This is a genomic window from Sphingomonas yabuuchiae (genome assembly GCF_001477495.1).
Classification (GTDB): domain Bacteria; phylum Pseudomonadota; class Alphaproteobacteria; order Sphingomonadales; family Sphingomonadaceae; genus Sphingomonas; species Sphingomonas yabuuchiae_A.
Genome location: NZ_LDTF01000045.1, coordinates 1 through 25,951, shown reverse-complemented (window position 1 = coordinate 25,951; position 25,951 = coordinate 1). Strand labels below are relative to the sequence as shown.

25 protein-coding genes are annotated in these 25,951 nt (G+C 66.8%); 12 read left to right on the top strand and 13 right to left on the bottom strand.

Features of this window, described 5'->3' with window-relative positions; all coding sequences use genetic code 11:
* On the top strand, positions 1–432 hold a 432-nt coding region (locus tag NS355_RS09375), incomplete at its 5' end, for a transposase (RefSeq protein ID WP_153008156.1).
* 328 nt (positions 433–760) lie between these two features.
* Positions 761–1,729: a glutathione S-transferase family protein gene (locus NS355_RS09370; protein WP_058745462.1), complete on the top strand. Its 969-nt coding sequence runs from the start codon at positions 761–763 to the stop codon at positions 1,727–1,729.
* A gap of 127 nt (positions 1,730–1,856) precedes the next feature.
* Here NS355_RS09370 and NS355_RS09365 read toward each other — a convergent pair whose 3' ends face one another.
* On the bottom strand, positions 1,857–2,090 hold the full coding sequence (locus NS355_RS09365; RefSeq protein ID WP_042488299.1) for a zinc-finger domain-containing protein: 234 nt from the start codon (positions 2,088–2,090) through the stop codon (positions 1,857–1,859).
* Between the two features lie 98 nt (positions 2,091–2,188).
* Between NS355_RS09365 and NS355_RS09360 the strand changes: the two genes are divergently transcribed.
* A complete protein-coding gene (locus NS355_RS09360) occupies positions 2,189–3,115 on the top strand; it encodes an ABC transporter ATP-binding protein (protein ID WP_056436169.1) in 927 nt (308 codons plus the stop codon).
* 143 nt (positions 3,116–3,258) lie between these two features.
* Here NS355_RS09360 and msrA read toward each other — a convergent pair whose 3' ends face one another.
* From msrA to pabB, 4 genes are all read right to left on the bottom strand, one after another.
* On the bottom strand, positions 3,259–3,900 hold the full coding sequence (msrA, locus tag NS355_RS09355; protein ID WP_058745461.1) for a peptide-methionine (S)-S-oxide reductase MsrA: 642 nt from the start codon (positions 3,898–3,900) through the stop codon (positions 3,259–3,261).
* Positions 3,901–4,128: 228 nt separating this feature from the next.
* Positions 4,129–4,266 carry a hypothetical protein gene (locus NS355_RS18990; protein ID WP_167345433.1) on the bottom strand — a complete coding sequence of 46 codons (138 nt, stop codon included), beginning with the start codon at positions 4,264–4,266 and terminating at the stop codon, positions 4,129–4,131.
* Positions 4,267–4,511: 245 nt separating this feature from the next.
* On the bottom strand, positions 4,512–5,711 hold the full coding sequence (locus NS355_RS09350; protein ID WP_058745460.1) for a pyridoxal phosphate-dependent aminotransferase: 1,200 nt from the start codon (positions 5,709–5,711) through the stop codon (positions 4,512–4,514).
* Between the two features lie 54 nt (positions 5,712–5,765).
* A complete protein-coding gene (gene pabB / locus NS355_RS09345) occupies positions 5,766–7,514 on the bottom strand; it encodes an aminodeoxychorismate synthase component I (RefSeq protein ID WP_058745459.1) in 1,749 nt (582 codons plus the stop codon).
* A gap of 81 nt (positions 7,515–7,595) precedes the next feature.
* Here pabB and NS355_RS09340 point away from each other — a divergent pair, with 81 nt between their 5' ends.
* A complete protein-coding gene (locus NS355_RS09340; protein ID WP_058745458.1) occupies positions 7,596–8,270 on the top strand; it encodes an MBL fold metallo-hydrolase in 675 nt (224 codons plus the stop codon).
* A gap of 96 nt (positions 8,271–8,366) precedes the next feature.
* Here the strand turns inward: NS355_RS09340 and NS355_RS09335 are convergent, their stop codons facing one another.
* Positions 8,367–10,007: a M28 family metallopeptidase gene (locus NS355_RS09335; protein ID WP_058745457.1), complete on the bottom strand. Its 1,641-nt coding sequence runs from the start codon at positions 10,005–10,007 to the stop codon at positions 8,367–8,369.
* The gene (locus tag NS355_RS09330) at positions 10,007–10,441 is read right to left on the bottom strand and encodes an MAPEG family protein (protein WP_058745456.1); all 435 of its coding nucleotides are present in this window, start codon (positions 10,439–10,441) and stop codon (positions 10,007–10,009) included. Before NS355_RS09330 ends, NS355_RS09335 begins: the two co-directional genes overlap by 1 nt.
* A gap of 204 nt (positions 10,442–10,645) precedes the next feature.
* Between NS355_RS09330 and rpmF the strand changes: the two genes are divergently transcribed.
* From rpmF to NS355_RS09305, 5 genes are all read left to right on the top strand, one after another.
* Positions 10,646–10,825, top strand: coding sequence for a 50S ribosomal protein L32 (gene rpmF / locus NS355_RS09325; protein ID WP_042488281.1), 180 nt, complete (start codon positions 10,646–10,648; stop codon positions 10,823–10,825).
* Positions 10,826–10,864: 39 nt separating this feature from the next.
* Positions 10,865–11,893 (top strand): phosphate acyltransferase PlsX, encoded by a 1,029-nt coding sequence (gene plsX, locus NS355_RS09320; protein WP_058745455.1) that lies wholly within the window; start codon positions 10,865–10,867, stop codon positions 11,891–11,893.
* The gene (locus NS355_RS09315) at positions 11,890–12,858 is read left to right on the top strand and encodes a beta-ketoacyl-ACP synthase III (protein ID WP_056436181.1); all 969 of its coding nucleotides are present in this window, start codon (positions 11,890–11,892) and stop codon (positions 12,856–12,858) included. Before plsX ends, NS355_RS09315 begins: the two co-directional genes overlap by 4 nt.
* A 91-nt stretch (positions 12,859–12,949) precedes the next feature.
* Positions 12,950–13,249, top strand: coding sequence for an integration host factor subunit alpha (locus NS355_RS09310; protein ID WP_042488275.1), 300 nt, complete (start codon positions 12,950–12,952; stop codon positions 13,247–13,249).
* Positions 13,233–13,598: a MerR family transcriptional regulator gene (locus NS355_RS09305; protein WP_058745454.1), complete on the top strand. Its 366-nt coding sequence runs from the start codon at positions 13,233–13,235 to the stop codon at positions 13,596–13,598. The genes NS355_RS09310 and NS355_RS09305 overlap by 17 nt, the downstream gene beginning before the upstream one ends.
* 124 nt (positions 13,599–13,722) lie before the next feature.
* Here the strand turns inward: NS355_RS09305 and NS355_RS09300 are convergent, their stop codons facing one another.
* The 5 genes from NS355_RS09300 to pheS form a co-directional block, all read right to left on the bottom strand.
* The gene (locus NS355_RS09300; RefSeq protein ID WP_153008155.1) at positions 13,723–14,235 is read right to left on the bottom strand and encodes a hypothetical protein; all 513 of its coding nucleotides are present in this window, start codon (positions 14,233–14,235) and stop codon (positions 13,723–13,725) included.
* A 58-nt stretch (positions 14,236–14,293) separates the two neighbouring features.
* Positions 14,294–15,820 (bottom strand): peptide chain release factor 3, encoded by a 1,527-nt coding sequence (locus tag NS355_RS09295; protein WP_058745452.1) that lies wholly within the window; start codon positions 15,818–15,820, stop codon positions 14,294–14,296.
* Between the two features lie 207 nt (positions 15,821–16,027).
* Complete coding sequence (locus NS355_RS09290) at positions 16,028–16,909, bottom strand: aldose 1-epimerase family protein (RefSeq protein WP_058745451.1); 882 nt, start codon at positions 16,907–16,909, stop codon at positions 16,028–16,030.
* Entirely contained in the window at positions 16,902–19,265 is a 2,364-nt protein-coding gene (pheT, locus tag NS355_RS09285) for a phenylalanine--tRNA ligase subunit beta (protein WP_058745450.1), read from the bottom strand. The genes NS355_RS09290 and pheT overlap by 8 nt, the downstream gene beginning before the upstream one ends.
* On the bottom strand, positions 19,262–20,338 hold the full coding sequence (gene pheS / locus NS355_RS09280) for a phenylalanine--tRNA ligase subunit alpha (RefSeq protein ID WP_209445054.1): 1,077 nt from the start codon (positions 20,336–20,338) through the stop codon (positions 19,262–19,264). The genes pheT and pheS overlap by 4 nt, the downstream gene beginning before the upstream one ends.
* A gap of 243 nt (positions 20,339–20,581) precedes the next feature.
* Between pheS and NS355_RS09275 the strand changes: the two genes are divergently transcribed.
* Positions 20,582–21,724: a GGDEF domain-containing protein gene (locus NS355_RS09275; protein ID WP_058745448.1), complete on the top strand. Its 1,143-nt coding sequence runs from the start codon at positions 20,582–20,584 to the stop codon at positions 21,722–21,724.
* A gap of 81 nt (positions 21,725–21,805) precedes the next feature.
* On the opposite strand, the gene NS355_RS09270 is transcribed toward NS355_RS09275, so the two are convergent.
* Positions 21,806–23,017, bottom strand: coding sequence for an LL-diaminopimelate aminotransferase (locus NS355_RS09270; protein ID WP_058745447.1), 1,212 nt, complete (start codon positions 23,015–23,017; stop codon positions 21,806–21,808).
* A 120-nt stretch (positions 23,018–23,137) separates the two neighbouring features.
* Between NS355_RS09270 and NS355_RS09265 the strand changes: the two genes are divergently transcribed.
* Positions 23,138–24,853: a PHA/PHB synthase family protein gene (locus NS355_RS09265; RefSeq protein ID WP_058745446.1), complete on the top strand. Its 1,716-nt coding sequence runs from the start codon at positions 23,138–23,140 to the stop codon at positions 24,851–24,853.
* A gap of 85 nt (positions 24,854–24,938) precedes the next feature.
* Entirely contained in the window at positions 24,939–25,838 is a 900-nt protein-coding gene (gene phaP / locus NS355_RS18260) for a phasin family protein (RefSeq protein ID WP_084787766.1), read from the top strand.
* Positions 25,839–25,951: the final 113 nt, after the last annotated feature.

Sequence of the window (25,951 nt, the reverse complement as noted above, 5' to 3'; positions counted from 1 at the left end):
GGCGGGCATTTCGGCTACAAGCTGCATATCGGGGTGGATCATGGCAGTCGGCTGATCCGCCGGCTGGTGCTGCCCCCGGCCAACGTCAACGATACCGTGCCCGCCGACGATCTGGTTTGCGGCGACGAAAGGGCGGTCTATGCCGACAAGGCCTATGCCAGACGCGCCCGCCGCCAGTGGCTGGGCGCGCAAGGCATCAAGCCGCGGATCATGCACAAGAGCTGGGGTGGCGGCCCGCCGCTGACCCGGTGGCAACGGCGACACAATGCCCTGATCGCGCCGATCCGCGCCCAGGTCGAGGGCGTCTTTGCCACCCTCAAGCGATGGCGGGGCTTCGACTGTGTACGCTACAAGGGGCTGGTCAGGAACCGCAACGACAGCTTTCTGCTTGCCCTGGCCTACAACATGACCACCGCACTGCGTCTCACCTGAACCCGTTCCGCCCCTCGAACCTGCTCACCAGCGCTTGCGTACCCCGCCATCCACCGCCCGCTGGTCAGCGGGCGGGGCCGCTGACCGCCAGCCCATCCAAAATACCCGCTCGGTTCACCGCAATCGGGTTTTGCAATGATCCCCGTCAGGGGAGGTGGCAGGGAGAAGCCCTGACGGAGGGGTGTCCCGGGTCGCGACGTTCCCGATCCTCACTGCTGGGGACACCCCTCCACCATGCTTCGCATGGTCCCCCTCCCCTTGCAGGGGAGGAATAATGAGGGGATCGCTCCGCCGCCACATGCGTACCCTCCCTTAAAGGAGATCACGCATGGGCAATATGGTGGACGGCGTCTGGCACGCCGACAGGCTGTTCAAGTCGGACGATAAGGGCAGCTTCAAGCGCCCCGATTCCGGCTTTCGCGACTGGGTGACGGCGGACGGAGAACCCGGCCCGGACGGCCAGACCGGCCACCGCGCCGAAGCGGGGCGCTATCACCTCTATGTTTCCTATGCCTGCCCCTGGGCGCATCGCACGATGATCGTCCGGGCGCTTAAAGGTCTGGAGGACATGATCGGCCTGTCGGTGGTCGATCCGCTGATGCGCGAGAATGGCTGGACCTTCGCCACCGAGCGCGGCGGTACCGGCGACCCGCTCCACGGCGCAGACTATCTGTGGCAGCTCTATGCCCGAGCCCGCGACGGCTATAGTGGCAAGGTCACGGTGCCGGTCCTGTGGGACAAGCAGCGCGATACGATCGTCAGCAACGAGTCGGCCGAGATCATCCGCATGTTCAACACCGCGTTCGACGGGCTGGGCGCGCGCGAAGGGAATTACTACCCCACGGACCTGCGCGAAGAGATCGATGCGGTCAACGCCCCCGTCTATGACCGGGTGAATAACGGCGTCTACAAATGCGGCTTCGCCAAAAGCCAAGAGGCCTATGACGAAGCGGTCGGCCCGCTATTCGCCGAGCTGGATTCGCTGGAAGAACGGCTGACGGGTCGCGAATGGCTGGTCGGCGATCGGATGACCGAGGCGGACATTCGACTGTTCACCACGCTGGTCCGCTTCGATGCGGTCTATCATGGGCATTTCAAATGCAATGTCCGGCGGGTGCAGGACTATCCGGCGCTGGAGGGCCTGCTGGAACGCATGCTGGCGATCCCGGAGATCGCGGCGATGGTGCATCTCGATCACATCAAGACGCATTATTATGCCAGCCATCTGGAGCTGAACCCGACCGGGATTGTGCCTAAGGGGCCGGACTTGCCGTGGGCGGGGTTGGTTCGGGGATAACCCCTCTTCTTAAGCCCCTCCCGCAGGCGGGAGGGGTTTGGGGAGGGCTTGGAGTCTCACCGAGACCGTCGCTCGTGGCCTGCCCTCCCCCATCCCCTCCCGCCTGCGGGAGGGGCGTGAGTCTCATTTAGCGCCCGGCACCATCCCCATGGTCGGGAAGCTGCGCCTGGTCCGCACCGTCCGCCGGACCACCGATCAGCACGAAACGGCGATCGCAATACCCGCAATCGACATAGCCGGTTTCGTCGATCTGCAACCACACGCGGGGATGGCCGAGGGCGGCGCCGCCGGGAATGTCGGTGGCACCGTCGCAAGCGACGCGGGTCTGGGTGACGCGGGTGGTTTCGGGCGGCGGCAACATAGGCTCGCGCGATAGCAAGGCGTGGCCGCCCGTGCAATTGCCCAAAGAGGGGCAAAACCGGCTTGGCCTGTCCCGCGCACGGGCCTATCGCTACGCCCATGACCGCCAGCACAGACGCCGCCATCTCGATCCAGGGCATCGCCAAGACCTATCAGGGCGGCAAGCGCGCGCTCGACGGGGTCAGCTTCGACGTGCCGCGCGGCCAGATCTTCGGACTGCTGGGGCCGAACGGCGCGGGCAAGTCGACGCTGATCAACATCCTGGCGGGTCTGGTCATGAAGACCGAGGGATCGGCCTCGATCTGGGGTTTCGACATCGACCAGCATCCGCGCAACGCCAAGGCGTCGATCGGCATCGTCAACCAGGAGATTCTGTTCGACCCCTTTTTCACGCCGCTGGAGACGCTGGAGATCCAGGGCGGGCTGTACGGCGTGCCCAAGGCGCAGCGGCGGTCGATGGAATTGCTGCGCGCGGTCCATCTGGAGGACAAGGCCAACGCCTATTCGCGCACCCTGTCGGGTGGCATGAAGCGGCGGCTGATGGTGGCCAAGGCGATGGTCCACTCGCCGCCCGTGCTCGTCCTCGACGAACCTACGGCGGGCGTCGATATCGAGCTTCGCCAGCAGCTCTGGGCCTATGTCCGGCAATTGAACGACCGGGGCGTGACGGTGGTGCTGACGACGCACTATCTCGAAGAGGCCGAGGAGCTGTGCGACCGGATCGCGATCATCAACCATGGTCGCCTGGTCGCCAACGAGCCGACGCGTGAGCTGGTCGGCAAGGCGCAGGAAAAGGTGGTCGCGGTGACGGTGGACCGCGACGTGGCGGCGGTGCCCGACCATGCCAGCTTCGGCAAGATCGTCCTGAAGGGGACCCGCACGCTGGAAATCACCTATGCCAAGGACAAGGTGAATGCCGGTCAGGTTCTCGCGGCGGTGCAGGCGGATGGGTACGGCATCGTCGATGTCTCGACCAAGGAAGCCGATCTGGAAGACGTGTTCCTGTCGCTGACGCGGAGTGCCTGACGATCACTCCTCCCCGGCACGGGGAGGTGGCAGGGCGCAGCCCTGACGGAGGGGGGCTTCCACAAGGGACACTATTTGGGGCGATCCCCCTCCACTATGCTGTGCATGGTCCCCCCTCCCCGTGCCGGGGAGGATTGGGTGGCTCACCCCGCCTGCGCGAGATCGGGAAAGCCCGCCCGGAAGCCCGCGACCTTGGGCTTGTCCCAGCGCACGATATAGGGGTGCATCGGGTTGCGGTCGTAGAAATCCTGATGCTCCGCCTCGGCCGGGAAGAAGCCGCCCTGCTCGATCCGGGTCGTGATTGGCCGGGGAAAGGCATGGGCGCGGGTCAGCTGCGCGATATAGTCGCGCGCGACCTTCGCCTGTTCGGGCGACTGCGCGAAGATCGCCGAGCGATAGCTGGGACCGCGATCGGGGCCTTGGCCGCCCACCTGGGTCGGATCATGGGCGATCGCGAAATAGACGCGCAGCAGCGTGGCGTAGGATACTTTGGCAGGATCATAGGTGATGCGGATCGCCTCGGCATGGCGGGTCCGCTCGGTCGAGACGGCGGCATAGTTCGCATCTTCGCGACGCCCGCCCGCATAACCCGCCGTGACCGAGCGCACGCCCTTCACCCGCTGGAACACCGCCTCCATGCCCCAGAAGCAGCCGCCCGCCAGCACGGCCACCTGCGGGCGGGGCGTCGCGGGTACGTCGACCGTCGCCCTGGGCAACGGCACGGCGCGCTCGGCGCTGGCGGGAAGGGAGGACAGAGCGACCGCTCCGAATGCGGTCGCGGCCATGGCGATGCAGAGGGTGTTACGCATCGCTGGGATATGGGGTGTTTTTGGGGTTCGGCTAGGGGCTGAGCGTCGGGGCGTGGGCTTCGACGCTGCGCGCCGAAGTTTATCCTGAGCGGCTGGCTTGCCAGCCAGCCGAAGGGCTCAACCTGAACGGCTGTCGTCGGGTAGCCTTCCCTCCCTCCGCTCCGTTCAGCCTGAGCGAAGTCGAAGGCCAAGGGAATCCGCCCCTTAGCGAACCGCCTCGACCGGCGCCGAACCGTAACGGCTGGGTGCTTCCGCCGGGTGAAGGACCACGAGGCCGAGAGCGCCAAGCGCAAATCCGCCGGCGAACTGCCACACGAAGCTGGACTTGAGGAGGGCACGCATCGTTCACTTCACCTGTCTAAACGGGTCGCTCCCCGGTCGGGTCAGCGATCATCCGGGCGCCATCTGGTCGATCGGCGCCGTTCCGACAATGGCGATTTAGGAAACACAGCATTAACGGCACGTGGACGTGTCGTTCATGCCACAGTTAAGCCTTATTGCTGCGGCGCATATAAGGCCATGAAAAAGCCAGCCAATCCGACGTATCGACCGGATCGGCTGGCTTTCGCGGTGCAGCGCCGCGAAATTTATTTCAGCGCGGCACACGCCGTCTGGATGCGGGTGCACGCCTCGCGCAGCAATGCGTCCGAGGTCGCATAGCTGATTCGCATCGCGGGCGAGAGGCCGAACGCCGCGCCCTGCACCGCCGCGACCTTCGCATCGTCGAGTAGATAGCCGACAAACGCCTCGTCGCTGTCGATCAACCGGCCCGAGGGCGTCGACTTGCCGATCAGCGGCGCGAAGGACGGATAGACATAGAAGGCGCCCTCCGGCGTCGGGCAGGTCATGCCCTCGATGGCGTTCAGCATCGCCACCACCATGTCGCGCCGCGCCTGGAACGCCTGGTTCCGCTCGGCCAGGAAGCTCTGGTCGCCGGTCAGGGCTGCGGTCGCCGCCGCCTGCGCCACCGAACAGGGGTTGGAGGTCGACTGCGACTGGAGCTTGGCGATCGCCTTGATCAGCCAGGGCGCACCGCCCGCATAGCCGATGCGCCAGCCGGTCATGGCATAGGCCTTGGAGCAGCCGTTTACCGTCAGCGTGCGCTCGTACAACTCGGGGCAGACCTGCGCGATGGTGGCGAAGCGGAAGCCGTCATAGACGATATGCTCGTACATATCGTCGGCGAAGACCCAGACATGCGGGTGGCGAAGGATCACCTCGCCCAGCGCCTTCAGCTCGTCAGCCGTATAGCCCGCGCCGGTCGGGTTGGACGGCGAATTCAGGATGACCCACTTGGTCTTGGGCGTGATGGCGGCGTCGAGCGCCTCCGGGGTCAGCTTATACCCCTGTTCCGGCCCGGCCTTGACGATCACCGGCACGCCGCCCGCGAACTGTACGACGTCCGGATAGCTGACCCAGTAGGGCGCCGGGATCACCACCTCGTCGCCCGCATCGATCGTCGCGACCATCGCGTTGAACAGGGTGTGCTTGCCGCCGACATTCACGCTGATCTGATCGGCCTTGTAGGTCAGGCCGTTGTCGCGCGCGAACTTGGCCGCGATCGCCGCCTTCAGCTCGGGCGTGCCGTCGACATTGGTGTATTTCGTCTTGCCGTCGCGGATCGCCTGGATCGCGGCCTCTTTCACGAAGTCGGGCGTGTCGAAATCGGGCTCGCCCGCGCCCAGTCCGATCACGTCGACACCGGCGCGCTTCAGCTCCATCACGCGGCTGGTGATGGCGAGCGTGGGGGACGGGCTGATACGGCCGAGCGCGGCGGAGGGCTGCATGAAACGGAACCTTTGCGTCAGGAGATTGCGGGCGCGCCTTAGCCTGCCATCCCCTCAATCCGCAACCATCTGTGCACGAAACAATCCGCGAAGCGCATTGCCAAGCAACAATCCGTCTCGAAGATCGGCACGGGTGAGCGTACCCTCGATCGCGCGGCCCGTTTCGATCAGATGCGCGCGCAGCACGCCGGGCAGCAGCCCCAGCGCCAGCGGCGGCGTCACCAGGACATCGCCGCGCGGCACGAACAGCGAGGTATAACTGCCCTCGGTCAGCAGGCCGTCGGGCGTCTCGAACACCACTTCCCCGGTCCCTGCCGCCGCCCGCGCCGCGTCATAGAAGCCGCGCGCACTGGTCTTGTGCCGCAACCGCAGATCGAGCGGCGAGACGGGCAGCGGCACGATGCGCACCGGCATCACGCCGTCGAAGCGGGCGGGCGCAGGCCCGACCTCGACCACCAGCGCGCCGCTGCGCGCCAGCAGCAACCGGATACGCCGTACATCGCGCAGGCGGAAGGTCGCCGCCTGCAACTCGTTGCGCGCATCATGCCGGTCGAAGCGGAAGCCCAACGCGGTGGCGCTCGCCTTCATCCGCGCGAGATGCGCCTCCAGATGCTGAATCCCTTCGAGCGGATCGAAGGCCATGGTCTCGATCAGGTCGATATCCGGCCGCCCCCCGGCCAGGAACGCCGCCTTCGCCAGGCATTCGTCCCATTCGTCCGCCGCCACCGAGTCGGCGACCACGCCCGATCCGATGCCCAGCGTCGCATGGGCCTCGCCGTTCTGCCAGACGAGGGTACGGATCGCGACGTTGAACATCGCATCGCCATTGGCATCCAGCCGCCCGATCGCGCCGGTATACAGGCCGCGCGGCGAGTCCTCGATCTCGGCGATCGCCTGCATCGCGCGGATCTTGGGCGCGCCGGTGATCGAGCCGCAGGGGAAGATCGCCGCCAGCACGTCCAGCGCGTCGCGCCCCTCGGCCAGATCGGCGGTGACGGTCGACACCATCTGATGCACCGTCGGATAGGGTTCGACCGCGAACAGCTCGGGCACCGCGACGCTGCCCGCCCGCGCGACGCGTGACAGGTCGTTGCGCATCAGGTCGACGATCATCAGATTTTCGGCGCGCTGCTTGGGATCGTCGCGCAGGGCCTTTGCCGCGCGGGCATCGGCCGCCGGATCGTCCTCGCGCCGCGCGGTGCCCTTCATCGGCCGTGCGGTCAGCTTGCCCGCTTCCAGCGCGAAGAAGAGTTCGGGGGACAGCGACAGGATCGTCGCATCCCCGGTCGCCACCACCGCGCCCCAGCCCGCGCACGACCGGGCGCGCAGGCCCGCATAAAGCGCCAGCGGATCGCCGAGCACCGGCGCGGTCGCGCGGAAGGTCTGGTTGACCTGATACAGGTCGCCCGCCTCGATCAGCGCCTGGACGGCGGCGAACTGTTCGGCATGGCGCGCGGCGTCCAGCTCGGGCACCATCTCGCCGATCCAACCGCCCGCCGGATCGGGGAGCAGCGACGCCGACTCGACGGTCTCATATCCCTCGAACAGGCCGAACCACAAAAGCGGGCCGTCGATCGGGCGGGGCGGCACGCCGGGCTCGAAGGCCGCACCCGCTTCATAGGCCAGGTAGCCGACCGCCTCGAGCCCGCGTTTCCTGGCCGCGCGCAGGGCGTCCAGCGCTGCCGGAACCTCGTCCGCCCGGTGTGCGGTGACGATGCGGACCGGCCGCGTGTAGAGACGCGCCGCCGCTCCCCCGTCACGGGCATCGTCGAGCAGGATGAAAGGAGGAAGGGGACGCGCCATGAATGACGATCCATGCACGTCGCCTGCCCCCCCATGCAAGTATCGATTGGCCCGGGCTGTCCCAGCCTTTATCGCCGGGGCATGACCAGTGCTCCCCAGAACCCGCCGCTCCGGGCCGCAATCGTGCCCGTCACCCCGCTTCAGCAGAATTGTTCGATCGTGTGGTGCACCGCGACGATGAGGGCGGCGGTGGTCGATCCCGGCGGCGACCTGCCGCGTATCCATGACGCCATCGCCAAGACCGGGGTGACGGTCGAGAAGATCCTGCTGACCCACGGCCATATCGACCATGCGGGCGGGGCCAAGGCGCTGGCCGATGCCTTGTCGGTGCCCGTCGAGGGGCCGCAGGAAGAGGATCGGTTCTGGCTGGCGCGGCTGGACGAGGATGGCCAGGCTTACGGCATCCCCGCCCAGGTGCTGGAGCCGACCCGCTGGCTGTCCGAAGGCGACACGGTGACGATCGGCGACCTGACCCTGGATGTGTACGAGACGCCGGGCCACACGCGCGGGCATGTGATCTTCCACCATGCGCCGTCACATTTCGCGCTGGTGGGCGATGTGCTGTTTCAGGGCTCGGTCGGGCGTTCGGACCTGCCGGGCGGGGATCACGACACGCTGATCCGCTCGATCGTCGAGAAGCTCTGGCCGTTGGGGAACGAAACCGCGTTCATTCCGGGTCATGGTCAGCCCAGCACCTTCGGGCATGAGCGACAGAGCAATGCGTTCGTGGCGGACCGGGTTCTGGGTCTGGGGTGAGCGTTTTGTGTGGGCTTCGACTTCCCTCAGCCTGAACGGGGGCTGGGTCCAAACCCCAAACCCCGTTCAGCCTGAGCGCAGTCGAAGGCCAAGGGACTACCGTCGTTCCGAAGCACTCTCGCTACGAATCGCCTTGAACTCGGAACCCGCGCGCCACTCGGGCCAATCGCGGGACGAAGCCAGATCGCGCCCGATACGGTAGAGCAGCCCGACATCCGCCGCCGCCCCGCGCAGGTCCCACTTGGCATCCCATGCGTCACAGGTCTGGTGGTAGCAGCGCATATAGTCGTCCAGCCATGCCTGCCCCGCCGGACGCCCGCCCGAGATCAGGTCGGGCGCGCCGCTGATCGCCATCAGCAGCAGCGTCGGCACGCCCCGCCTGGCGACCGAGAAGTGATCGGCGCGATAGAAAAGCCCGCGCTCGGGCAGCGCCTCGGGCGTCACGGTACGGCCTTGCGCGGCGGCGGCGGACTTCAACCGGTCCTCCAGATCGTTCTGGCCGTCACCGACCAGCATCACGTCCCTGGCCGGTCCCGCCGTCTGGAGGATGTCGAGCGTCAGGTTGGCGACGGTCTTGCCAAGCGGATAGACCGGCTTCACCGCATAGGTCTCCGACCCCAACAGCCCGCGCTCCTCGCCGGTCCATAGCGCGAAGACCAGGCTGCGGTCGGTCGGCGGGGCGGCCTTGAACGCGCGTGCCAGTTCCAGCACGCCCGCGACGCCCAGCGCGTCGTCATTCGCGCCGGGCCGGATCGTGCGGCCCTGCGCATCCGCCTTGCCCTTGCCATAGGCATCCCAATGCGCGCCGAACATCACCACCTCATCGGGGCGCGACTTGCCGAGCAGCCTGGCCAGCACGTTGCGGCTCTCGGCGCGCACGGTGGTGACGGGCAGGTCGGCGGAGAAGGTCTGCCCCTTCAATTCCACCGGCCGGAAGTCGGCCCGCCGTGCCGCCTTGCGCTGCTGCGCCAGGTCCAGCCCGGCGGCGGCGAACAACCGGCCAGCCGACTCGCCCGACAGCCAGCCCTGCAACAGGATGCGCGAGGTCGGGTCGCTGCGGACGATATCGTAATTCTCGCCCGCCGGGGCCGTCACCGTCGCCCAGCCATAGCCCGCCCCGGCCGTGTCATGGACGATCAGCGCGCCGATCGCGCCCTGCCGTGCGGCTTCCTCATACTTATAGGTCCAGCGGCCGTAATAGGTCATGCGCCGGTCGCCGAACCTGCCCTTGGCATCGTTGCCCGCCACCGCCTCGAAATCGGGATCGTTGACCAGGAAGACGGCGATCTTGCCCTTAAGGTCGATGCCCTTGAAGTCGTCCCAGCCGCGTTCGGGCGCATGGACGCCGTAACCGACAAAGACCATGGGCGCGTCCTTGATCGCCACCCGGTCGACCGGCCGCACGGTCGAGACATAGACGCCCTGCCCCTGGACCAGCGGCATCGCGCCCGCCCGCATCGTCCCCTGTCCGATCTGGGTACGGATCAGCGGCACGGCCTGCGTCCATTGTCCGTTCGGGCCGCCGGGTTGCAGGCCCATCGCCTTGAACTGCGCAACCAGCCAGTCGACCGTCTTCGTCTCCCCCGGCGTCCCCGGCGCGCGACCTTCAAAGGCGTCGGAGGCGAGTGTCTTCACATCGGCCGACAGGCGCTGCGGCGAAATGGGGTCGGGCGCGGCGGCGGTCAGCGATACCGTCAGCATCAGGGCGGCAAGGCCGATCAGGGGCAGGCGGGTCATCAGCGGTCGATCCTTACGACGGTCGTGGTCGGGGCGGGAACGGCCTGGGTCGCATAGACGATCCCGATTCCCCAGCCCGCCAACAACGCCAGGATGGCCCAGGTGCCAATCGCACCCCCGGCCCGCCCGATATTGGGCGCCGGTCGCACCATGCCCCAGCCATGGCCGATCCGCGCGACGATGAACGCGCCGCCCGCGATCCACAGCCAGAAGGACGACCCGCCGCCCAACTCGATCAGGCCCATCAGGATCAGGACGAAGGGCGCATATTCGACGAAATTCGCCTGGGCCCGCATACCCGCCACGAGTCGCGAATCGCCGCCGTCGCCGATCATCACCTTGCCGCGGAATCGCCCCATGACGATTCGCAGGGCCAGCCACAAATTGACGATGGCGGCCGCCGCCGCGATGCTGAGCGTAACGGGCAGGACCATAAATGCCGTCTTTCCTGTAAATTGCCGGATACCGGGGAGTGCCATTTGGCGCCCACGCTTGCAACATCGGCAAAACTCGCTATAGGCGCGGGGCTTCGCGATGCGTCCGGCTGGGTGCTCACGCGGCCGGGTCGTCGATCCGGGCGCGCAATGGGTGCTGATCGTGGCGTATTCCACCCATTGTTCGATTGATAAGGTGCCGCAATGGCCGTCCCCAAGAGAAAGACTTCGCCCTCCAAGCGCGGCATGCGCCGTGGCCACGACTCGCTGACGGTCGCGGCATTCCAGGAATGCCCGAACTGCGGCGAGCTGAAGCGTCCGCACAACCTGTGCACCGCCTGCGGCCACTATAACGGCCGTGAGGTCGTGTCGGTCGAGGGCTGATCCCTCTACCTTCACCTGAACGACCGTTAGAGGATACCCATGGCCGATAACGCCTGGATCGCCGTCGATGCGATGGGCGGCGACGACGGGCTGGCCGTGATGCTCGCCGGTGTCGCCAGAGCGCGACGCCGCTTCGAGGGCATGCGGTTCTTCCTGGTCGGTGACGAGGCGCAGATTGCGGAGGGGCTGAAGTCCCATCCCAACCTGTCCGCCGCGTCCGAAATCGTCCACGCGCCCGAGATCGTCGGCTCGAATGAAAAGCCGAGCCAGGCGATCCGGCGTGCGCGGACGACATCGATGGGTATCGCCATCGATCTGGTGAAGCAGCGCCGCGCCGCCGCCGCCGTCTCGTCGGGCAACACCGGCGCGCTGATGGCGATGGCCAAGCTGTCGCTTCGCACCCTGCCCGGTATCGACCGGCCCGCCCTCGCGGCCCCGCTGCCCACGCTCGGCGACAATGACGTCGTCATGCTCGACCTCGGCGCCAATACCGAGTGCGATGCGCGCAACCTCGTCCAGTTCGCCGTGATGGGTGCGGCCTATGCCCGCGTCCTGCTCGAACTCGACAATCCGCGCGTGGCGCTGCTCAATATCGGGTCCGAGGACCAGAAGGGCACCGACGAGATTCGCGACGCCGCCGCTGTGCTGCGTGGCCAGAATCACCTTCCGCTGAACTTCACCGGCTTTATCGAGGGCAACCAGCTGGCCCGTGGCGAGGTCGACGTGATCGTGTGCGACGGCTTTGCCGGGAATATCGCGCTCAAGACCGCCGAGGGCACCGCGCGTTTCGTCGGCGACCTGTTGAAGCGCGCCTTCCGCTCGTCGACCCGTTCAAAGATCGGCTTCCTGATCTCGCGCCCCGCGACGCAGCTGCTGCGCGACCATCTCGACCCCAACAACCATAATGGCGCGGTATTCCTGGGCCTGAACGGCGTGGTGGTGAAGAGCCATGGCAGTGCCAACGAACTGGGCGTCGCCACCGCGATCGGCAATGCGGCCAAGATGGTGCGCGCCGACCTGACCCGGCGCATCGCCGAGGATCTCCTGAATTTCGAGGACGCCGCATGATTCGTTCGATCGTCACGGGTACGGGGTCGGCACTTCCAACCCGGCGGGTGTCGAACGAAGAACTGGCGCAAGAGGTCGACACCTCCGACGAGTGGATCGTCGAGCGGACCGGCATCCGCTTCCGCCACATTGCAGGCCCCGAGGAAACGACCGCGACGCTGGCCGCCGACGCCGCCAAGGCCGCGATCGCCGCCGCCGGGCTGTCGGCGCAGGATATCGACCTGATCGTGCTGGCGACCGCGACGCCGGACCAGACCTTCCCGGCGACCGCCACCAAGGTCCAGGCGATGCTGGGCATCAACGATTGCGTCGCGTTCGACGTCGCCGCCGTCTGCTCGGGCTTCCTCTATGCCGTGCAGGTCGCCGATGCGATGCTGCGCTCGGGCGTGCAGCGCCGCGCGCTGGTGATCGGCGCGGAGACCTTCAGCCGCATCCTCGACTGGGAGGATCGCACCACCTGCGTCCTGTTCGGCGACGGCGCGGGCGCGATGGTGCTGGAAGCGCGCGAGAGCGACGATGAAGGGGGGCGCGGCATCCTGGCGACCAAGCTCCATGCCGATGGCCGCCACAACGGCCTGCTCTATGTCGATGGCGGCCCGTCGACCACCGGCACGGTCGGCAAGCTGCGGATGAAGGGGCGCGAGGTGTTCCGCCATGCCGTCGTCAATCTGGCGCAGGTGATGGAGGAATCGCTGGGTCTGGCGGGCCTGACCTCGGCCGATGTCGACTGGGTGGTCCCTCACCAGGCCAATGCCCGCATCCTCGACGCGACCGCGCGCAAGCTGAACCTGCCCGCCGAAAAGGTGGTCGTCACCGTCGACCGCCATGCCAATACCTCAGCGGCCTCGGTCCCCCTCGCCCTCGACACGGCGGTGCGCGATGGTCGCATCCGTGAAAACGACATTTTAGTCTTGGAAGCGATGGGCGGAGGCTTTACCTGGGGTGCTGCCGTGATCCGGTTCTGAACAATCGATTGACATTAACGGAGATAAATCCCTTTCGGTCCCATCGGGCGGTATGATACCGGATCGCCAGATACCATTGGGGGATGGCCAAATGACCAACGCTGGAACTTTGACGCGCGCCGACCTGGCAGAATCGCTGCATCAGGAAGTCGGCTTGTCGCGATCCGACTCGGCCGATGTGGTCGAGCAGATTCTCGTCGAGATGTGCGAGGCACTGTCGCGCGGCGAGAACGTCAAGATTTCGGGGTTCGGAACCTTCGTGCTGCGTGACAAGGGGGAGCGGATCGGCCGCAACCCCAAGACCGGGGTGGAGGTGCCGATCGCACCGCGCCGCGTGCTGACCTTCCGCGCCAGCCAGATGATGCGCGACCGTATTGTCGCGGCGGGATAGGCCCGAACGGCCCACGGATGGCGGCAAGGCCGATGGTGCATTGCGCACCATCGGAGAGGTCTCGCGCGAGACCGGCGTGGCGCAGCATGTCCTGCGTTACTGGGAAGGCCGCTTTCCGCAGCTGAAGCCCGTCCAGCGCGCGGGCAATCGCCGCTATTACCGGCCCGAGGACATGGCGCTGATCCGGCGCATCGACCAGCTGCTCAATCAGCAGGGCTATACCGTGCGCGGCGTGCAGCAGCTTCTGGAAAGCGAATCGCGGGCGAAGGACGACCCCGCGGCGATCCTGCGCGCTATTCGGGATTCGCTGGTCGAGGGACTGGCCTGGGACGACCGGGCCGGGCGTTGAGCGTTGGGCGTGGGCGTGGGCGTGGCCTTCGACTTCGCTCAGGCTGAACGGGGTTCAGGGAAAAGCCCCGATCAGAACAGCCGTTCAGGCTGAGCGAAGTCGAAGCCCACGTCCCCGAACCAAATCAGGCAGGCTGAACCACCTCACCCATCAACAAATCCCGACACGCCCGGTTATAGGCGTGCGCCTTCCACCAGAACCAGCCGCCATTGCCGACACCCCAGGCCGCCACGCCCAGCGCCGCCCAGGGCAGCCCCCGTGCCGCACGTCCGCCACGCGCCGCCACGCGACCCGCCGCTAGGCCGCCCTGGCCGATCTTGCGCGCCGTCTTGGCCAGCCGCCCGGCCGCCTTGGCCTGTGACAACAGCCCCGCACCGCCGCGCAGATCGCTGAACAGCGCGGCGGGGCCGACAAAGCCCTTGAGCTTGCCGACGATCTCCTGCGCCTCGATCGCCATGCCGGGCTCCAGCTGGCGGCGCTGTGCGCCCGTCAGGCCATAGGCATCGCCGATGGCGTCGATCGTCTCGGCCAGGCTTTCGGTGCCGATAGTCAGCGCCTTGGCCCCGGCCTTCAGCGCGCGGCGGCGGATCAGCTTCTCATTGGCTTCGAAGGTCGCTTCGATCGCGGCGTGGTTCATGGGCATTCCCTGTTCGATCATGTACCATGAAGCCGCGACACGGGCCTCCGGTTCCGTCTCAGCGCTCGCGCGTGGCGAGGAAGCGGACCTTGGGATAGCGATCGGCGACATAGCCGACTTCCCAGGCGCTCTTGGCGAGGAAGACGGGATTGTCGTCGCGATCCTTGGCCATGGCCGAGCGGTTCAGGTCCATGAACGCCTTCAGGTCGGCGGGGTCCTCGGCGGTGATCCAGCGCGCGGTGTCGAACGGCGCGGGTTCCAGCCCCGCCGCGACCTTGTATTCCGCATCCAGTCGCGACAGCAGCACGTCGAGCTGGAGCTGCCCGACGACGCCAATGATCCAGTTCGACCCGATCTCGGGATAGAAGACCTGGGTCACCCCCTCCTCGGCCATGTCGTCCAGCGCCTTGCGCAGCTGCTTGGTCTTGGTCGGGTCCTTGAGCGCCACGCGGCGCAGGATTTCGGGCGCGAAATTGGGCAGGCCGGTGAAGCGCACGTCCGCCCGCTCCGACAGGGTGTCGCCGACCCGCAGCGTCCCGTGGTTCGGAATGCCGATGATGTCGCCCGGAAACGCCTCGTCCGCGACTTCGCGATTCTGCGCGAAGAACAGGATGGGCGAGTGGACCGCGATCGGCTTGCCATGGCCCGTCGGCGTCAGCTTCATGCCGCGCTTGAAGGTGCCCGAGCACAGCCGCATGAACGCGATGCGGTCGCGATGCTGCGGGTCCATGTTCGCTTGCACCTTGAACACGAAGCCGGTGACTTCCTTGTTCTCGGGCGAAACGGGCGCGGGTTCGGCGGGCTGCGGACGGGGCGGCGGCGCATGGCGGCTGAGCGCGTCGATCAGCTCGGCGACACCGAAGTCCTTCAGCGCGGAGCCGAAATAGACGGGCGTCAGGTCGCCGTTGCGATACGCCTCGCCGTCGAATTCGGCATAGCCGGCCTGGGCCAGCTCGACCTCTTCGGCGACCTCGGCGGGCAGGGTCGGCGCGTCGTCCACCTTGCCGTGAAAGGCGCGGCTGTCGCCCTCGGGACGGCTGACCTTGCCGGTGGTGAGGTCGAGAATACCCTCGAACAACCCGCCCATGCCGACCGGCCAGCTCATCGGTGCTACGTCGAGCGCCAGGATGTCGGCGATCTCATCGAGCAGTTCGAAGGGCGGACGCCCCTCGCGGTCGACCTTGTTGATGAAGGTGATGATCGGCACCGAGCGCAGGCGGCAGACTTCGAACAGCTTGCGCGTCTGCGCCTCGATACCGCGCGCCGCGTCGATGACCATCACGGCCGAATCGACTGCGGTCAGCGTGCGATAGGTGTCTTCCGAAAAGTCCTCGTGGCCCGGCGTGTCGAGCAGGTTGAAGGTCACGCCGTCCTTCTCGAACGTCATCACCGAGGAGGTGACCGAGATGCCGCGCTGCTGCTCGATCTTCATCCAGTCCGACCGCGCGCGCCGGTTCTGGCCGCGCGCCTTGACCTCGCCCGCCAGATGGATCGCGCCGCCGAAATAGAGCAGCTTTTCGGTCAGCGTGGTCTTACCGGCGTCAGGGTGCGAGATGATCGCGAAGGTACGGCGGGGGGAAGTCATGGGCGGCTCTGTCAGATAAGGAAATGGCGCATCCGAGCGCCCGAGATGCTGCGCCTGTTACAGCAAATTGTGGCACAAGACAGGCCCCTGACAAATCTCCCCTCCCCTTCAGGGGAGGGGCCGGGGGTGGGGCGCTTCCGCAAGCCTGGGACTTGAGGGGAAGCCCCACCCCAACCCCTCCCCTGAAGGGGAGGGGCTTAGAGACGTTTACCCCGCCAGCGTCACCGTCATCTGCATGACCTTCTCTGCCCCGACCGGCACGACGAACACGCCGGGCTTGTCGAAGAAGTCGCCGTCATACCCTTCCGGGTCGGCGATGCCGTGCCAGGGCTCAACACAGACATAGGCCGCACCGGGCTTGGTCCAGATGCCGAGCTTGTCGGTATCAGGAAAGGCGATGCGCAATTGCGGCGCACCGTCCGCGCCATAGGTGACGCTGCGGCTCTCGACCGGATCCCAGACCAGCGCGTCGTTGGCGAACAGATCGTCCGCCAGATGGAGCAGCCGCCCGTCGAGCGGGCTGTCGCGGCGCGCCTCGGCGATCAGGCCGTCGGGCGCGATCTCGCGCAGGCGGCTGGGTTCGTCCTTCTCGAAGACGATGCGGTGATCGGCCCGTGCTTTGCCGTAAGGCAGCGGCCAGGCGAAGGCGGGGTGGAAGCCGAAGCTGGCGGGCATCGGTTCCTCGCCCCGGTTGAGGACTCGGATTTCCATCACCAGCGTGGCGTCCTCCAGCCGGAACTCCGCCTCCAGCCGGAAGGCGAAGGGATAGGAGGTGCGGGTTTCCTCACTGTCGCCCAGCGAGAAGACCGCGCGGGTGGCTTCATGCGTCACCAGTTCGAACATCGAATGGCGGGCAAAGCCGTGCTTGGCCATCGGATAATGCCGGCCGTTCAAGCGGATGCCGTCACGCGTCACGCCGATCACCGGGAACAGCAGGGGCGCGCGGCCGGTCCAGAAAGCCGGGTCCGCATTCGTCATCAACTCGCGCCCGTCTGCGTCCTTCAGCGAGGACAGCTCGGCCCCGAACGGATTGATCGCCGCCGACAGATGGTCATTGCCGATGCGGACCCAGTTTTCCTCATTAGCCACGAAGCTGCGCTCCCTGCTTGGCGGCGGCCGCGACGATCTTGTCGGCGATGGCCTTCAGTTCCTCGTCGGTGAAGCTCTTTTGCGAGGGTTGCAGAAGCACCTCGACCGCGACCGACTTATGCCCCTCGGGCACGCCCTGACCTGCGAACACGTCGAACACGCGTGCGGCAGTGATCGCCGCCTTGTCCGCGCCGCGCACTGCGCGGATCAGTTGGTCGGCCGCCAGATCGGTGGGGACCAGGAAGGCGAAGTCGCGCTTCACGGACTGCAACGTCGGGGGTGTGTAAGCGGGCCGCATGAAGCCCGTCGCGCGCTTGGGCGGGATCGCGTCGAGATACAGCTCGACCGCCGCCACCGCGCCGTCGAGGTCGAACGCCTTGAGCACCGTCGGGTGGACCATGCCGAACGCCGCCAGCACGGTCTTCGGGCCGAGGCGCAGCGTGCCCGACTGGCCGGGATGCCAGGCATCGCCCGCCTCGCCCATCACCTGCAGATTGTCCACCGGCGCACCGGCTTGCGCGAGCAGCGCAATGGCTTCGGCCTTGGCGTCATAGGCGTCGAAGCCTTGCGCCTTGCCCGAGCGCCAGTTGCGGGGCGTCTTGTCGCCCGCCAGCACGACGCTGAGGGTCGGCCGCTCGGCCTCTTCGAGGTAACGGCGGCCGATCTCGAACAGGCGAACGGCGGTCGCGCCACGCTTGATGTTGCGCTCGGTCGCGGCGAGCAGGCCGGGGAGGAGCGAGGGCCGCATGACCTTCAGATCCTCGCTGATCGGGTTGGCGAGCGTGAACGCGCCGCCGCCGAAGGGCGCGGCCTGCGCCTCGCTGATGAAGCTCCACGTCACCGCTTCGTCCAGGCCGCGTGCGGCGGCGGCGCGGCGGGCGCGACGCTCCAGCTTCTGCTGCGGCGTGGCGGTGGGACGCGCGACGCCGGGCGCGCGGGGCAGCGCCACCGGGGGAACATGGTCAATGCCTTCGATGCGGATGACTTCCTCGACCAGATCGGCGGGGCCGTCCACGTCGCGACGCCAGCTGGGAGCTGTCACCTGCCAGTCGGCGGTGACGGTGAAGCCTAACGATTCCAAAATCGTCTTCTGCCGGTCGGCCGCGATGGCGAGGCCACCCAGAGTCTCTGCCAGATTGGGATCATAGGCGATGGTCTTCGCTACGACCGGCGGCTGGCCTGCGCGGGTCACATTGCTGGCGGTGCCGCCGCAATATTCGAGGACGAGGAAGGTCGCGATGGCGAGGCCGTCGTCGAGGAAGGCCGGGTCCACCCCGCGCTCGAACCGGGTGCGTGCGTCGCTGGTCAGCGCCAGCGTCTGGCCGGTGCGCGCGATCACCTCCGGGGTGAAGTACGCACATTCGATGATGACGTCGGTAGTCGTCTCCGACACGCCCGAATGCGCGCCGCCCATGATGCCGCCGATATCGTGCACGCCCGCGTCGTCGGCGATGACGGTCATGCCTTCCGACAGGGTATAGGTCTTGCCGTTCAGCGCCTCGACCGTCTCGCCCTCGCGGGCTTTCCGCGCGACCAGACCGCCCGACAGCTTGGCCTTGTCATAGACGTGCAGCGGGCGGCCGAGATCGACCGTCATGTAATTGGTGATGTCGACCAAGGCCGAGATCGGCTTCTGCCCGATCGCGGTCAGCCGCTGGCGCATCCATTCGGGCGCTTCGCCATTGGTCAGGCCCGAGACGCCCTGCGCATAGAAAGCGGGGCAGCCCTCGGCATCCTCGATACGCACGTCGGGCCCCGCGCCCTCGCCCGGCACCTGCGGCACGGTCGGCGCGATCAGCGTGCCCAGCCCTGCGGCGGCGAGATCGCGCGCGATGCCGTGGACGCCCATGCAATCCTGGCGGTTGGGCGTGATCGACACGTCGATGACCGGATCGTTCAGCCCCGCATAGTCGGGGAAAGACGTGCCAATGGCCGCATCCTCGGGCAGTTCGATGATGCCGTCATGGCCCTCGCCGATCTGCAACTCGCGCGCGGAGCACATCATGCCGTTCGACTCGACGCCGCGAATGGCGGCGACCTTCAGCGTCACGTCGAGGCCAGGGACATAAGCCCCCGGCGCACCGAACACGCCGACCAGGCCAGCGCGCGCATTGGGCGCGCCGCACACGACCTGCATCGGGCCGTCACCGGCATCGACCGACAGGACCTGCAGCTTGTCCGCCTGCGGATGCCGCTCGGCCGACAGGATGCGCGCGACGCGGAACGCGGCCAGCGCCTCGCCCGGATTGTGGACGCCCTCGACCTCCAGGCCGATACGGGTCAGCCCCTCGACGATGGTGTCGAGCGAGGCGTCGGTGTCCAGATGGCTCTTCAGCCAGCCCAGGGTGAACTTCATGCGCCGACTCCTCCCGACAGCGTGGGTACGTCGAGGCTCGCGAACCCGTAATGCTTCAACCAACGGATATCGCCGTCGAAAAAGGCGCGCAGATCGTCCATCCCGTATTTCAGCATGGCGAGGCGATCGATGCCGCAGCCAAAGGCGAAGCCCTGCCACTCATTGGGATCGAGCCCGCATGCCTCGATGACCTTGGGATGGACCATGCCGCTGCCCAGCACTTCCATCCAGCCGCCGCCGGAACCCCCGATGACGCGCTTGCCCTTCTCAATGGTGTAGCCGACATCGACCTCGGCCGAGGGTTCGGTGAAGGGGAAATAGCTGGGGCGCAGGCGCAGCACGATGTCGTCACGCTCGAAGAACGCCTTCAGGAAGGTCTCCAGCGTCCATTTCAGATGGCCGAGCGTGATGCCCTTGTCGATCACCAGCCCCTCGACCTGATGGAACATCGGCGTGTGGGTCGCGTCCGAGTCGGAGCGATAGGTGCGGCCCGGCGCGATGATGCGGATCGGCGGCTTCTGGTCGAGCATGGTGCGGATCTGCACCGGCGAGGTGTGTGTCCGCAGCACGCGGCGCACGGTCCGCTCGTCGCCGCCCGCCTCGACACCCGCCAGATAGAAGGTGTCGTGCATCGCCCGTGCCGGATGCGTCTCCGGGATGTTGAGCGCGGTGAAATTGTGCCAGTCGGTCTCCACCTCCGGCCCCGTCGCGACCGCGAAGCCGAGGTCGGCGAAGATCTCGGCGAGCTCGTCCATGACCTGGCTGACCGGGTGGACGGTGCCGAAGCTGGCGGTGTCGACCGGCAGGGTCATGTCCAGCCGCTCGGACGACAGCCGCGCGTCAAGCGCCGCCTGCTCCAGCGCTGCCTTGCGGCTCGCCAGCGCCTCGGTCACGGTCTCGCGCAGCGAATGGATGCGCGGCCCCTCGACCTGGCGTTCCTCGGGGCTCATCTTGCCCAGCGTCTTGAGCAGCTGGGTGATGCGGCCCTGCTTGCCCAGCGCATCGACGCGCACCGTCTCCAGCGCATCCAGCGCGGGCGCCGCGGCGATGGCGACGAGCAGATGCTCACGCATTTCTTCGAGTTCGTTACTCACATGTCACTCCGTCGGCCGTTCTGGCGCCCCCGACAGGCGCGTGGCCCGTTGGCGGGATTGCCTCTGCCGTAGCGGCTGGGTGGCCATGGGATCAATCCTTCACGCAGGGTCCGCCACCATGAAGGCCGACCTCACGCCAACCTTTTCTCAACATGTCATAAGTTAAGATCGCGTCGCGGCTTTCACGAAGGGTCGTGCCATGCCCGCTACGGAACCCATAATTTGATTCTCGACGTCTTTACCATCCAGGTGATCGCCGCGATCAGCCACTTCATCATCGGTGCGCTTCACCTGACCCCGGGCCTGACGCGCCAGGATCGCGGCGGATGGGTGCGCGACTGGGGGCTGGCGAAAATCCTGATCGGTCTGGCCAACGGGCTGGCGCTGCTCTTCGACGGCTCCAGCACGCTGCCGGTCGAACGCCTGCTCAACCTGATCCTGGTGATCGGCCTTGCCCTGAGTATGCGCAGCGCCGCGACCATGAGCGGCCGGGCGCCGCCACGCATCCTGATGATCCTGTTCGGCGCCACCGGGGCGGGGCTGGTCGCGCTGTTGCTCTTCGACCCGTATGACGTCCGCTGGACCGTGGCGGCGATGGGCATGGCCCGCATCCTGTGCCTGTTGTCGCTCACCTGGCTGGTGACCGGCATCGCGCGGCGGGAAAGGCTGATGACCGCCGGCATCATGGCGGTGATCTTCGCGCTCTCGACGATCGCCTTCCTGCTGAACATGGTGTTGAACCTGATCGGATTCACCTTTCCCGCCTGGCACGCCCAGGCCAGCCTGATGGCGCATTGGGCGGTCGGCACCGCGATCATCATGGTGACGCTGACCCATTTCTCGCTGCTGCTGATCGAGTCCGAGCGTACCCAGCGCGAACTGCGTGAACAGGCCTGTCGTGACAGCCTGACCGGCGCGCTGAACCGATTCGGATTGGATCAGAGCGGGATCGCCCGGCACGGCCCGGTCGCCCTGCTGCTGATCGATCTCGACCGTTTCAAGTCGCTCAACGATACGCAGGGGCATGCGGCGGGGGACATGGTGCTGCGGCTGCTGGTCGATCTGGCCCAGGCCGAACTGGGTGCGCGCGGACAGGTGGTACGCATCGGCGGCGACGAGTTTCTCTGCGTCCTGCCCGCCGCCGCCCATGCCGAGGCGGAGGCGCTGGGCAAGGCGCTATCCCAGCGTTTCGACCGCGCGGTGGTCGCCGCCGTCGATTCGCCCTGTCCGCCGTCGCTGAGCATCGGAATCGCGACCGGATCAGCGGACAAGGGGCTCGACCGGCTGATCCGGCAGGCGGACGAGGCGATGTACATCGTCAAGCGAAGCCGCCATTTCCAACGCCCGCACGCGCAAGCCGCCTGACCCGATCGGATCGAAGGGGGCCGAAATACGACATGGTAGGGCGGGCGGCCGATTGGCAACCCGCCCCGATGGCCCAGCGCGTCAGAGCGCCTTGGCGGAACCCGGCGTGTTGACGCCCATTGATTGCAGATACCGCTTGATGTTGCGCGCAGCCTGGCGAAGGCGCTGCTCGTTCTCGACCAGCGCGATGCGCACGAAACCCTCGCCATTCTCGCCGTAACCGACGCCCGGCGCGACCGCGACCTTGGCCTCGGTCAGCAGCTGCTTGGAAAATTCCAGGCTGCCCAGATGCGCGAGCGCGGGCGGCAGTGGGGCCCAGGCGAACATCGAGGCCTTGGGGCTCGGAATGTCCCAGCCCGCCCGACCGAAGCTCTCGACCAGCACGTCGCGGCGCTTGTGATAGAGCTGGCGGTTCTTCTCGACGATGTCCTGCGGCCCGTTGAGCGCGGCGCAGGCCGCCGCCTGGATCGGGGTAAAGGCGCCGTAATCGAGATAGGACTTTACCCGCGTCATCGCCGCGATCAGCTTCTTGTTGCCGACCGCGAAACCGATGCGCCACCCCGCCATCGAATAGGTCTTGGACAGCGAGGTGAACTCGACCGCGACGTCCTTGCCGCCCTTCACCTGAAGGATCGAGGGCGTCGGGCTGCCGTCATAATAGAGTTCGGAATAGGCGAGGTCGCTCAGCACCCACAGCTCATGCTTCTTCGCGAATGCGACAAGGCGCTCGTAAAAGGCCAGGTCCACCGTCTCGGCGGTCGGGTTGGACGGATAGTTGACGACCAACACCGAAGGGCGCGGCACGGTGAAGTGCATCGCCCGCTCTAGGCTCTCGAAATAGGCCTCGTCCGGCGTCGTCGGCACCGCGCGGATGGTCGCGCCCGCGATGATGAAGCCGAAGGTGTGGATCGGATAGGAGGGATTCGGCGCCAGGATCACGTCGCCCGGCGCGGTGATCGCGGTGGCGAGGCTGGCCAGCCCTTCCTTCGAGCCCATGGTGACGACCACTTCGGTCTCGGGATCGAGGTCGACGCCGAAGCGACGGCCGTAATAATTCGCCTGGGCACGGCGCAGGCCGGGAATGCCCTTGGACTGGGAATAGCCGTGCGCGTCGGGCTTCTTGGCGACCTCAACCAGCTTGTCGAGCACATGGTCGGGCGGCGGCAGGTCGGGATTGCCCATGCCCAGATCGATGATGTCCTCGCCGCCCGCGCGCGCCGCCGCCCGCATCGCGTTGACTTCGGCGATGACATAGGGCGGCAGGCGCTTGATGCGGTAGAACTCTTCGGACATGGGTCCCTCTGTGTAACGATTTGGGACCCGGACCTTAGCGTCTTTCGTTTCCCAACGCGACCCGACATGACGGCGCAATATCCTGACGCTAAGACGGGGTTACACGAACGAGAGGATGCGATGACCGCCCGCCCCGCGACAGTCCCTGCCATGCCCACATTGGAAGAGTTGCAACACTGGACCTGGGTGATGGGCCGGGCGCAGCAGATGATGATGGAGGCCGCGCTGTCGCCCCCGCCCGAGGGCATGCCGGTGGTGCCGGGCTTCAACGACCCCGCCACCATGGGTCGGGTCCGTGACTTCTGGTCCGATTCGATGAAGTTGTGGCAGCGCTTCGTCGACCCCGCCGCCGAACCGAGCGCCCCCCCCAAGCCCGACCGTCGCTTCAAGGCCGAGCAGTGGCAGTCGCCGCTCTTCGACTGGATTCGGCAAAGCTACCAGGTCATATCCGACCATATGCTGCGCGGCGTCGATGCGATCGAGGGCGTCGATCCGAAGCAGAAGGAACAGATCCGCTTCGCCGCACAGGGCTTTATCGATGCGATGAGCCCGACCAACTTCCCCGCGACCAATCCGGAAGTGCTCGACAAGATCGTCGAGACGCGCGGCGAGAATCTGCTGAAAGGCCTTCAGAACATGATGGCCGACCTGGGGCGCGGGCAGCTGACGCACAGCGATTCGCGCGCCTTCGAGGTCGGGCGCAACCTCGCTGCGACGCCGGGCAAGGTGGTCAAGCGCACCGACCTGTACGAACTGATCCATTATACCCCGACCACCGAACAGGTGGCGGCGGTGCCAATCCTGATCTTTCCGCCGTGGATCAACCGCTTCTACATCCTCGACCTCGCGCCCGAGAAGAGCCTAATCAAATGGCTGGTCGACCAGGGGTTCAGCGTCTTCATGGTGTCGTGGAAGTCGGCCGACGCCACGATGAAGGACGTGATCTGGGACGATTACGTCACCGCCCAGGTCGAGGCGATCGACACGGTGCGCGAGCTGCTGTCGGTCGAGGCGGTGCACAGCGTCGGCTATTGCGTGGCGGGGACGACGCTGGCCGCGACGCTCGCCTATCTCTCGGCGAAGGGCGAGGCGGCGAAAGTCGCCAGCGCCACCTTCTTCACCGCGCAGGTCGATTTCTCCAAGGCGGGCGAGCTGCTGCACTTCGTCGATGACGAGCAGTTGAAGCTGATCTCGACCCTGTCGCCCGAGGGGTATCTGGACGGACGCTATCTGGCGATGACGTTCAACCTGCTGCGCGGACGCGACCTGATCTGGAATTACGTCACCAACAACTATCTGCTGGGGCGCGATTATGTGCCGTTCGATTTGCTCCATTGGAATGGCGACGTCACCAACCTGCCCGCCAAATGGCATCTGAGCTATCTGACCGATCTCTACCGCGACAATATGCTGGTAAAGCCCGGCGCGATGGCGGTGGCGGGCGTGCCGCTCGACCTGACGAAGGTCGCCACCCCCGCTTATGTCCAGGCGGGGCGCGAGGATCATATCGCGCCGCCCGAAAGCGTGTGGAAGATCACCGAAGCGTTCACCGGCCCCTTGCGCTTCGTGCTGGCGGGCTCGGGGCATATCGCGGGCGTGGTGAACCCGCCTGCCGCCGGCAAATATCAATATTGGACCAACGACACCCCCGCCGCGACACTCGCCGAGTTCGTCGCGGGCGCGACCGAGACCAAGGGCAGCTGGTGGCCGGACTGGGCCACTTGGCTGCGCCAGCGCGACTCCGCCACCGTCGCGGCAGCGGGTGCGCGGGTGCCGGGCGAGGGCGCGCTTCCCGCCCTCGACGAAGCGCCCGGACGCTACGTCAGACAGCGTTAATTTCGGTTTTGTTGCACTGCACAATAGGCTTGATTTCGTCGTCGCGAATCGCTATTGTGCAGCGCAACAAATCGGGAGAGTGCTGTTGGATAAGACCAAGCCGACCGTCCCCGCCGCGAAGCCGGCGGCCAAGCCTCGTCGCAGCGCCAAGCCGGCCGCCGCGAAGACGTTGCCCGGTCTTCCCTCCGATTCCCCTTCCGCCTCCAAGCCTGCGGTTGCGGCACCCGTCGCCAAGACGGTGGCGCCCGCGAGCCCCGGCCTGCCGCTGACCTCTCCGGCCAAGGCCGCCGAGAAGAGCGTCGCGCCGGTCGTGGCCGCGCCCGTCACCGTTGCCCCGGCAGTCACTAAGGCTGCCAAGCCCGCTCCGGCCCCCAAGGCTCCGGCCGCGCCGGTAGCAGAGGCTCCAGCTCCGGCGGCCAAGCCGGTCGAAGCGGCCAAGCCCGCCGAGCCGAAGCCGGAACCGGCAGCCCCTACCCTTTCTTCCCCGACCGCCGCGGTTTCGGCGGACTCAAAGCCCAAGGACACCATCATGGAAGCCACGAGCACCATCGAAAACGCCGCCAAGGACACCGCCGCCAAGACCCAGGCGATGTTCGGCGAAGCCCAGGCCCGCACCCAGGCCGGTATGGAAAAGAGCGCCAAGCTGTTCGAAGACATGATCGCCTTCAACAAGGAAAACCTGGAAGCGGTCGTCGAATCGTCGAAGATCGCCGCCAAGGGCGCCGAGACGCTGGGTCAGGGCGCGGCCGACTATGCCAAGCGCTCGTTCGAGCAGGTCAGCCAGGTCATGCAGACCCTGTCGCAGGTCAAGTCTCCGACCGAGTTCATGAAGCTGCAGTCGGACTTCGCCCGTTCGAGCTTCGACTCGATGGTCGCCGAAACCTCGCGCTCGACCGAGCACATGATGAAGCTGGCCGGCGAGATCGCCCAGCCGCTCAGCAACCGCCTGGCGGTCGCCGCCGAGAAGATGAAGACCGTCGCGTAATTCGCTGACGGTTTCCTTCGCGGGAATGAAGGGGTGGTCACTTCGGTGGCCGCCCTTTTTCGTGTGTCCGCTCGTCCGAACGCATTGCCTGGCGCCCTGCCCTCCCCCATCCC